Source organism: Streptomyces sp. NRRL F-5755 (assembly GCF_001279365.1).
Classification (GTDB): Bacteria; Actinomycetota; Actinomycetes; order Streptomycetales; family Streptomycetaceae; genus Streptomyces; species Streptomyces rimosus.
Window position 1 is genome coordinate 18,601 of record NZ_LGCW01000024.1, and the last position, 9,910, is coordinate 28,510.

Annotated in this window: 7 protein-coding genes; 5 read left to right on the top strand and 2 right to left on the bottom strand. The window is 72.1% G+C overall.

Annotation, left to right across the window (positions count from 1 at the left end; genetic code table 11):
- Positions 1-31 precede the first annotated feature (31 nt).
- Together ADK86_RS04625 and ADK86_RS04630 are read right to left on the bottom strand one after the other, a co-directional pair.
- Complete coding sequence (locus ADK86_RS04625) at positions 32-1,351, bottom strand: multidrug effflux MFS transporter (protein ID WP_053695413.1); 1,320 nt, start codon at positions 1,349-1,351, stop codon at positions 32-34.
- Between the two features lie 135 nt (positions 1,352-1,486).
- On the bottom strand, positions 1,487-3,091 hold the full coding sequence (locus tag ADK86_RS04630; RefSeq protein WP_053695423.1) for an alkaline phosphatase D family protein: 1,605 nt from the start codon (positions 3,089-3,091) through the stop codon (positions 1,487-1,489).
- A gap of 274 nt (positions 3,092-3,365) precedes the next feature.
- On the opposite strand from ADK86_RS04630, the gene ADK86_RS04635 reads away from it, so the two are divergent.
- The 5 genes from ADK86_RS04635 to ADK86_RS04655 all read left to right on the top strand — a co-directional run.
- Entirely contained in the window at positions 3,366-4,268 is a 903-nt protein-coding gene (locus ADK86_RS04635; RefSeq protein ID WP_053695414.1) for a DUF4429 domain-containing protein, read from the top strand.
- A gap of 56 nt (positions 4,269-4,324) precedes the next feature.
- Entirely contained in the window at positions 4,325-5,101 is a 777-nt protein-coding gene (locus ADK86_RS04640) for an SDR family oxidoreductase (protein WP_053695415.1), read from the top strand.
- A gap of 195 nt (positions 5,102-5,296) precedes the next feature.
- Complete coding sequence (locus tag ADK86_RS04645) at positions 5,297-6,358, top strand: trypsin-like serine peptidase (RefSeq protein WP_053695416.1); 1,062 nt, start codon at positions 5,297-5,299, stop codon at positions 6,356-6,358.
- 428 nt (positions 6,359-6,786) lie between these two features.
- Entirely contained in the window at positions 6,787-7,674 is an 888-nt protein-coding gene (locus ADK86_RS04650; RefSeq protein WP_053695417.1) for an SAM-dependent methyltransferase, read from the top strand.
- A gap of 64 nt (positions 7,675-7,738) precedes the next feature.
- The coding region (locus ADK86_RS04655; RefSeq protein WP_078951811.1) for an ArnT family glycosyltransferase at positions 7,739-9,910 on the top strand (2,172 nt) is incomplete at its 3' end.

Below are 9,910 nucleotides of genomic sequence, written 5' to 3' on the forward strand. Positions count from 1 at the left end.
GCGGGGGTGCCATGGCGCAGTCCCGTCACGTTCAGAGCTTGGTCCTCTCGCCGGTCCCGGTGGCGGTCTCCTCCCTACGCTGCCACGGGCGGCACATTCCCAGGAAGCTCAGCAGCGCCAGTACGCCGCAGGAGAGCTGCACGACGGCCATCGGTACGGCGGTGTGCTCGCCCGCGATGCCGACGAGCGGCGAGGCGACGGAGCCCAGCAGGAAGGTGGAGGTGCCCAGCAGCGCGGAGGCGGAGCCCGCCGCGTGGCCGGAGCGCAGCAGCGCCTTGGTGTTGGCCGACGGCATGACCAGGCCCATCGCGGACATCAGGACGAACAGCCCGGCGGCCATCGGCCACAGCCCGACCTCGCCGAAGACGCCGCCGGCCATCAGCAGCAGCGCCGTCGCGGCGGCCGTGATCAGGCCCAGGCCGATGCCCAGCACCACGTCCAGGCTGACCCGGCCGACCAGCACCTTGCCGTTGATCTGGCCGACCAGGACCAGGCCGACGGAGTTGACGCCGAACAGCAGGCTGAAGGTCTGCGGGGAGGCGCCGTAGATCTCCTGGATCACGAACGGGGAGGCGGAGATGTACGCGAACAGCGCGGCGAAGGCGAACGCGCCGACGATCAGGTAGCCGGAGAAGGACCGGTCGGCGAGGAGGGAGCGCATGGTGCGCAGGGCCTCGCCGAGGCCGCCGGAGTGCCGCTTCGCGGGCGGCAGCGTCTCGTGCAGACGGCGCCAGACCAGCAGCGTGAGCAGCACGCCGACCACGGTCAGGACGACGAAGACGCCGCGCCAGTCGGTGATCCGCAGGATCTGCCCGCCGATCAGCGGCGCCACCACGGGCGCGACGCCGGAGATCAGCATCAGGGTGGAGAAGAAGCGGGCCATCGCCACGCCGTCGTACAGGTCGCGGACCACGGCCCGCGCGATGACGATGCCGGCGGCGCCCGCCAGGCCCTGGAGGAGGCGGAAGGCGATGAGCAGTTCGGCGTTGGTGGCCAGGGCGCACAGCGCGGTGGCGACGATGTAGACGAGCATGCCGATGAGCAGCGGGCGGCGGCGCCCCCACTTGTCGCTCATCGGCCCGACGACCAGCTGCCCCAGGGCCATGCCCGCGAGGCAGGTGGTCAAGGTGAGCTGGACGGTCGCGGCCGGGCTGTGCAGCGCCTCGGTGACCTCCGGCAGGGCCGGGAGGTACATGTCCATGGAGAGCGGCGGCACCGCGGTCAGGCCGCCGAGGATCAGGGTGACGAGCAGGCTGGTGCGGCGGGACGCGGCGGGCGGCGCCGCCACGTCCCGCTCGGCTATCGGAACGCTGTCCTGGGTATCCGTCGTTCCGGTACCGGGGTCCGTCATGAGTGTCTCCATGGATGATTGATGGCTTGACCATGGTGTCATGCACGGAACGGCTTCCGGCGCCCTTTCGGCCAGAACCTTGGACGGGGGTCCACGGTCCTACGACCGGACGCGGGCCCCTCTGCCGTACGGCGATCAGGCCGGCTTCAGCCCCGGGTCCCCCGCCTCGGACACGAACGACCCCGCCGTTCTCACCGGCGCCCCCGGCTTGGTCACCGCCGACACCGTCCGGAAGTCGGCCCGCGCCTTCTCCCGGTCCAGCGTGACCGTCACATAGCCGCGGCGGCCGTTGTAGAACTTCATGTGCGGGTTGGCGGCCATGTACGTGCCCCAGTTGGCGGGCTTGTCCGCGCCGTCCTCGCCGCTCGCGATCGAGGTGGTCACGAACTCCACGCCCACGGTGCGTGACTTCTCGTTCCTGAAGTCCCGCTTCACATCGAACGCGTAGTGCACGTGCACGTCGCCGGTCAGCACGACCAGATTGTCCACGCCCGCCGCCTCCGCGCCCTTCAGCACCCGCTCGCGGGAGGCCGCGTAGCCGTCCCAGGAGTCCATGCTGAGCTTGTAGCCGGGGCCGGTGGCGTTGCGGCGCTCGGAGAAGGTGACCTGCTGCGGCAGCACGTTCCACAGCGCGGAGGACGACCGCCAGCCGTCGATCAGCCAGCGCTCCTGCTTCGCACCGGTCAGAGTGCGCCTGGGATCGGTGGACTCGGGACCCGGGGTGCGCCAGCCGTCGCCGTACGCCTGGTCGGAGCGGTACTGGCGGGTGTCCAGCACGTCGAACTGGGCCAGCTGCCCGAAGTGGATACGCCGGTAGAGCTGGGCGTCCGGGCCGTGCGGCTGCTGCGGGCGGCGCAGCGGCTGGTTCTCCCAGTACGCGCGGTAGGCGGCGGCCCGGCGCAGCAGGAACTCGCCCTTGGGGTCGTTGTTCTCGCTGATGTCGTCGGCGTAGTTGTTCTCGACCTCGTGGTCGTCCCAGGTGACGATGAACGGGTGCGCGGCGTGCGCGGCCTGGAGGTCGGGGTCGGACTTGTAGAGCGCGTACCGCAGCCGGTAGTCCTCCAGCGTCACCGTCTCGCGGTTGAAGCGCGCGGGCAGCTTGCGGTCGGTGTACTTGCGGGCGCCGCCCACGGCGTCCACCGGGTACTCGTACAGGTAGTCGCCGAGGTGGAAGACCACATCCAGGTCCTCCTTGGCCAGGTGCCGGTGGGCCGTGTAGTAGCCGTCGTGGTACGCCTGGCAGGAGACGACGCCCAGCCGCAGCTCGTTGTTCTTCGCGCCGCGCGCGGGGGCGGTACGGGTGCGGCCGACCGGGCTGATCCAGTTGCCGGCCCGGAAGCGGTAGTAGTAGACGCGGTCCGGCGCCAGGCCGGTGGCCTCGATGTGCACGGCGTGGTTGAACTCCGGGTGCGCGTCGGCCTTCCCGCGCCCGGCCAGGCGCTGGAAGCGCTCGTCGTACGCGACCTCCCAGCGCACCTGGACGCGTGCCTTGGGCATGCCGCTGCCGGGTTCGTACGGCTTCGGGGCGAGCCGGGTCCACAGCACGACGGAACCGGGCAGCGGGTCGCCGGAGGCCACACCGAGCGTGAAGGGGTTCTCGGTGATCTTGCGGGCGTCGGCCTCGGCCGCGGCGTACGCGACGCCGGTGCCCGGCAGGTTGGCCGCGAAGGCCAGCGCGGCGGCGGCCCCGGTGCCGGTGAGGAAGCGGCGCCGGGCGAGCCGCGCGGCGGCGTCCCGCATCTCCTGGCCGTGCGGTGCGCCCTGGGGCCCCTGTGCGGGCCGCGCGTCCTGCTCGTACTGACCTTGACGGGCCATCTGCCCCTCCCTGGGCCGGCCGGTGTTGTCACCAGCGATTGGAGGGGCGGAGGACGGCGTACCGCTGTCGCACGCTCGACGCACACATGACAAACCGGTGATCTCTGCGCCCGGTTCGGACGCCGCCGGACAAAGCCCCGCGGAACCGTACGAGCACGGCCGTCCGCCGCCCGCCCGGCCGCTCCGTAGGATTCGGGGCATGGCTGAACTGATGGGACGCGACGGCACGTGGTCCTTCGACGGCGAGCAGGTGCGGATCGTGCCGGGGCGGGAGCGCGGCGTGCACCGGCTGCGGCAGGATCTCGGCGAGATCTGCGTACCGCTCACGGCCCTGGCGGGCGTCGCGTACGAACCGGGGCGCAAGGGCGGCCGGTTGCGCCTGCGGCTGCGGGACGGCGCCGACCCGCTGCTGTACGTCACCGGCGGCGGCCTGCCGGACGATGCCGGCCCGTACCAGGTCGCCGTGGACCCGGACCGCACCGGCGTCGCGGAGTACTTCGCCGACGAGGTGCGCCAGGCCCTGCTGCTCGACCAGGTGGACACCGGGCCCGTCGACCGCTACCTGCTGCCGGGGCCCGCCGTGCCGCTGTCCGCCGCGGGCGTGGACGGGACGGCGACCTTCGACGGGGAAACGGTGCGCGTCGAATGGCGCTGGAACACCAGCGAGAGCAAGAAGCAGGCGGGCGCCCGTGTCTACTCCCTCGCCGACCTGGAGAGCGTGGAGTGGCGGCCCGCCGTCGGCCTGGAATCAGGCTATCTGCGCTTCCGTCCCAAGGGAGAGGCACCGAAGGCGAAGCCGGAGCACGACCCGAACGCCATCGAGCTGTGGGGCTTCAAGAAGGAGAGCGGACAGACGGCGCTGCTCGCGGCGGCGGTGGCGGTGCGGCTGCCGCATCCGTCGGGTGGGAGCGCGGTGCCGGATGTGACTCCTGTTCCGGAAAAGGCGGCCGGAACGGGCGGCGGCAGCGGCGGGGAGGACGCCGATGTCCTCCTGCGGCGCCTGCGGGAACTGGGCGAACTCCACAAGGACGGCATCCTGACCGCCGAGGAGTTCGCCACGGCCAAGGCGGCGGTGCTCAAGGGGTTCCAGGGGGCGGGCTGAGCCGTACGGCCGCAGGGGCAGAGTGAGCCGTACGCCCCGCGCCCTACCCTGCCGCCATGACGACACCCGACACCCCAGGCACCGCCCCCGCCCCGACCGCCCTGATCACCGGCGCCGGTTCCGGCATCGGCCGCGCCGTCGCGCTGGCCCTCGCCGGGGCCGGCTGGTCCGTGGCGCTCGCCGGACGGCGCGCCGAAGCCCTCCAGGAGACGGCCCGCCAGGCGGCCCCCGGCGCGGCCGCCCTGTGCGTACCGTCCGACGTGACCCGCCCCGACGAGGTGGACGCCCTGTTCGCCGCCGTACGCGACCGCTTCGGCCGGCTGGACCTGCTGTTCAACAACGCCGGTACGTTCGGCCCGCCGGTGCCGCTCGACGAACTGTCGTACGCCGACTGGACCACGGTCGTCGACACCAACCTCACCGGCGCGTTCCTCTGCGCCCAGGCCGCCTTCCGCACGATGAAGGAGCAGCGCCCGCGCGGCGGCCGCATCATCAACAACGGCTCGGTCTCCGCGCACGCGCCGCGCCCGCACTCCGTCGCGTACACCGCCACGAAGCACGCGATGACCGGCCTGACCAAGTCGCTGTCCCTGGACGGGCGCCCGTACGACATCGCCTGCGGGCAGCTCGACATCGGCAACGCGGCCACCGAGATGACGGGCCGGATGCAGACCGGCATCCTCCAGGCCAACGGCACCACAGCGGTCGAACCGGTGATGGACGCGGCGGACGTGGCCCGCACCGTGCTGCACATGGCGCAGCTGCCGCTGGCGGCGAACGTGCAGTTCGCGACGGTGATGGCGACGGCCATGCCGTACATCGGCCGCGGCTGAGGGCCGCCGGGCGCCCCGCCGGCCACCGGCCGCCTTCCGGACTTCCCCGCGACGCGCTCCTGACAGACGGCGCGTCCGGTGGGACTCTTCCTGACGCACGTCCATCCGCACCGCTCATCTGCCGGGCCGCGGAACCCGCGGCCTGTAGTCGACGGCCGCGCGCTTCGCCACGCGGCCCCGCAGAAGGAGTCACGCGTGAGACGAATCGTCAGCACCTCCCCCGGCGCCCGTCGGCGCGGCGCGGCCCGTGCCGTCGCCGGTGCCCTGACCGCCGCCGGCGCCCTGCTCGTCTCGGCTCTGCAGACCGGCCCGGCCGGGGCGGTCGGTACGTCCGGCGCGGCTGCCGCCGCCAGCTCGCGGCCGGCCTCCTCCCCGTCCGCCGCCGCCGACTTCTGGACGGCCGAGCGGATGCGCGAGGCCACCCCGCTCGACCTGCTGTCCGCCGGGACCGAGGCGTCGGCGCGGCGCTCCGGCAAGGCGGCGGACACCGCGTCCCCGTCCGTACGGCGCGGCCCCGAGCGCACCGTACGCCCCACCCTCCCCGGCACCGGCGCGGCCGCGCCCGCCCCGAAGTCCTTCCCGCAGGCGGGCGGCCCGTGGACCGGCGGCGGCGCGGTGACGAACACCGCGGGGCGCGTGTTCTTCACCTACCAGGGCCGTACCGCCTCCTGTTCGGGCAACGCCGTCACCAGCGCGAACAAGAGCACGGTGATCACCGCCGGGCACTGTGTGAAGCTGAACGGCGCCTGGCACACCGACTGGGTCTTCGTGCCCGGCTACCACGACGGCCAGGCCCCGTACGGCAAGTGGCCCGCGTCCAAGACCCTCTCCACACCGCAGTGGACGGCGAGCGAGGACATCAACTACGACGTGGGCGCCGCGGTCGTCGCCCCGGTCGGCGGGCAGCGGCTGACCGACGCCGTCGGCGGCCAGGGACTGGCCTTCAACACCGGCTACAACAAGCCGATGTACGCCTTCGGCTATCCGGCCGCCGCGCCGTACGACGGCAGCAAGCTGATCTACTGCAGCGGCAACACCATCAAGGACCCGCTGTTCTCCACGGACCACGGCATGTCCTGCAACATGACCGGCGGTTCCAGCGGCGGCCCTTGGTTCACCCAGTTCGACGAGGCCACCGGCGCGGGGTTGCAGTCCTCGGTGAACAGCTTCGGCTACACCTTCCTGCCCAACACGATGTTCGGGCCGTACTTCGGTGACGACGCCGAAAACCTCTACGACGAGGCGCAGTCGAGCTGATCCGCCCGCGCCCTCCCGGGCCGCAGCGCGCACACGCCGTCCGGAGGACGGGGCCGTCGCCCCGTCCTCCGGACGGCAGGCACCGCACACGGGGGTTGTTCCCCGGGAACTCCCGTTTCCGGGGACGGCTCGACCATTGACGCACACATTATGCAGAGAGCGATATACCCCGGGCTTTCTTCTCACCCTTTTCATGCTCTTCTCATGGGAAACTCATCGGCGCCGCACCGCCGATCACCATCGCGCGAACGGGTCCCACTCCCACCGATCTTGAATTACCTGTCCGGTTCCTTTCCTTGCGGAATGGAAGACGCCCGTTCCGTCCTTTCCGGTGCTAGCGTCCAGGGAGCAGAAGTGCACTCGGTGCACACCGGGTGCTTGCGTCCTTCCGATTCCCTGCCCGACCATCCGCCGCCGAGGGGACTTCCATGACAGTGGCTGACAACGGCACGAGCGGCGCCCCCGCACCGGCTCCCGAAGAAGTCGGCGCCATGTACGACCGGTACGGCGATCTGCTCGCCATGGTGCTCGGCAGCAGCGCCCTGCACGTCGGCATGTACGTACCGCACGGCGAGCGCACCCCCGTCACCTCCCTCCTCCAGCTGTCCGACCTCGCCCAGGACCGGCAGACCGAATTCCTCGCCGACGTGCTGACCGGCGGCGGCCTCCCGCACGACGCCCGCCTGCTCGACATCGGCTGCGGCACCGGCGGCCCGGCGATCCGGCTGGCGCAGCGCACCGGCGGCCGGGTCACCGGCATCACCGTCAGCAAGGCCCAGCTCGCCCGCTGCGAGGAGCGGCTGAGCACCGCGGGACTGGCCGGGCGGGTGGACTTCGCGTACGGCGACGCGATGCGGCTCGGCTTCGCGGACGATTCCTTCGACGCGGCCTGGTCGATCGACTGCTTCCCGCACCTGTCGGACCGGCCCGCCGGCCTGCGCGAGGCCCGGCGCGTCCTGCGCCCCGGCGGCCATCTGCTGCTGACCGAATTCGCCCGGCGCGGCACGCCCGCCGAGGAGGAGGTGGACGCCTTCACCCGGCTGTGGGCCTCCCCGCCGCCCACCGCCTTCGCGACACTGCTCGGCGAGATCGAGGAATCCGGTTTCCGTGTCGTACGGGTGCAGAACATGACGTCGAACGTCGCACTGTGCGGCGAACTGATGGCCGTCCTTTACAAGGAGCAGCGGGACGCCATACAGCAGCGTTTCGGAAAAGAGGCCACCGACCACACCGATCCGCTGATGGAGCCGTTCCGCACGTTCTGCCAGAAGCACCTGGACTATTACCTGCTGCTGCTCGGCAACCCGGAGAACTGACCCGTTCCCGGCGCTCCCCCTTTCGCTCCTCTCCCCCGCACCGATCCGAGAGCTGGCTTCCCCTATGGCCGCCAAACCGCCCTTCAGCCTGCCCCTTTTCTCCGCCTCTCGCGTCTCCCCCACCTCCCCCGCCTCGCCCGGTGCCGGAACGCTCCCGTTCCCCGCCCGGCACACACCGTTACGCGCCACCGGCGGCCGACGGCCACGCCGCCGTCACGAGTTCTGGCGCTCCCCCGAGGACCAACCCCCGTGGGCCCGGCCCGCGTTGCTCGGCGTGGCCGCGCTGGCCGGACTGCTGTACGCGTGGAACATCACCAGTAGCGGCCTGGCCCCGTACTACTCGGTCGCCGCCCGCAGCATGACGGAGAGCTGGAAAGCCTTCCTGTTCACCGCGTACGACCCGACAGCGACGATCACCCTCGACAAAATCGGCGGCTTCCTGTGGCCGCAGGCCCTTTCCGCCCGCGTCTTCGGCTTCCACGCCTGGGCGCTGACGCTGCCGCAGTGCATCGAGGGCGTCGTATCCGTCCTGGTCATGTACCGCGTCGTACGGCGCTGGCAGGGCGCGGCGGCCGGTCTCCTCGCGGCCGGACTGCTGACCCTCACCCCCGTGACCGCCTCCATGTTCGGCCACGCGATCCCCGACGCGGCCCTGTTCATGTGCCTGCTGCTGGCCGTCGACCGGTACCAGGCCGCGGTCGGCGGCGCGCGGTTGCGCTCGCTGGTGTGGGCGGGCGTATGGGTCGGGCTGGCCTTCCAGGCGAAGATGATGCAGGGCTGGCTCATCGTCCCCGCCCTCGCCATCGGCTACTTCATCACCGGCCCCGTCACCCTGCGCACCCGCATCGGCCACCTGCTGACCTCGGGGGTGGTGCTGTTCGCGGTGTCCTTCTCGTGGGTACTGCTGATGACATTCACGCCGAAGGACGTACGCCCGTACGCGGACGGCTCGACGAACAACAGCGCCTGGTCGATGGTCTTCGAGTACAACGGCTTCAGCCGGCCGGCGGAGAGCGGGCCCGGAGGGCCGGGCGGGCCTGCTGCCCGTACGGGCCCGGGCCCCAGCACCGCCCACGGCCCCGCCACCAAGAGCGACACCGAAAGCGCCGCTAAAGACGCCACCAAGAGCACCACACCCCCGACCACCCCCCACACCCGCAAAATGGTCAGCCTCGGCAGCGAGAAGAACACCTGGTACAAGCTGCTCACCTCCCGCTTCACCCCTCAGATCGGCTGGCTCTACCCCCTTGCCGTGCTCGGCCTCGTCCACGGCCTGGTGCTGCGCGGCAGGCGCCCCCGTACGGACCGGCTGCGCGGCGGCTACCTGATGTGGGGCGCCTGGCTGCTGACCACGGCGGTCGTGCTGAGCGTGGTGGACATCCCGCACACCGCGTACGTGGCCGGGCTGGCCCCCGCCCTGGCGGCCCTCGCCGCGGCGGGAGCGGTGACCCTGTGGCGCGTCCACCGCACCGCCGCGAACCGCTCCGCGCGCCTGCTCCTGCCCCTCGCTCTCCTGGCCGAAGCCGCCTGGGCGTCCTTCATCGCCTCCGGCCACCCGGATTTCGTCCCCTGGCTGATCCCGCTCATCGCCGTGGCAACGCTCGTCGCCGTTCCGGGCCTCCTGTCGTACGGCCGCGCCACCGGCCGCCGCCTGCGGCCGCTCGCCGTGACCAGCCTGGCCGCCGCCTGCCTCGCGATGTTCGCCGCCCCGGCGGCCTGGTCACTGTCCGTACTGGACCCCCAATACGCAGGCTCGTCGTTCGAGGCGCACGCGGGGCCCGGCGGCCAGAGCGCCGGCGGCGGCGCACCGGGCAGCGCGGTGTACGGCGGGGCGGGCGGCGCCTCGTACGACATGTCGCAGGCACCGCTGACCACCGGGCAGAAGCGCCTGCTCGACTACGTCCGGCGGCACAACGGCGACGCCACGTACACCCTCTCCGCCGACGGCGGCTGGGCGCGCTCCCGGGCGATCACCCACACCGGGCTGCCGATCCTGCCGCTCGGCGGCTTCGCCGGGATGGCCACGTCGGTCACGCTCGCCGAGTACCGGCACCTCGTCGCCTCGGGCCAACTGCGCTTCGCCCTGCTCAACCCCTCCGTGGCCACCGGCGGCAAGGCCCCCGCCTCCGAGACCGCGAAGATCAACGCCTGGGTCCGCTCGGCCTGCACCAAGATCGACCCGAAGGCGTACGCAGCGTCCCCCACCGATCCATCCCTCCCCGAACCCCTCTACCGC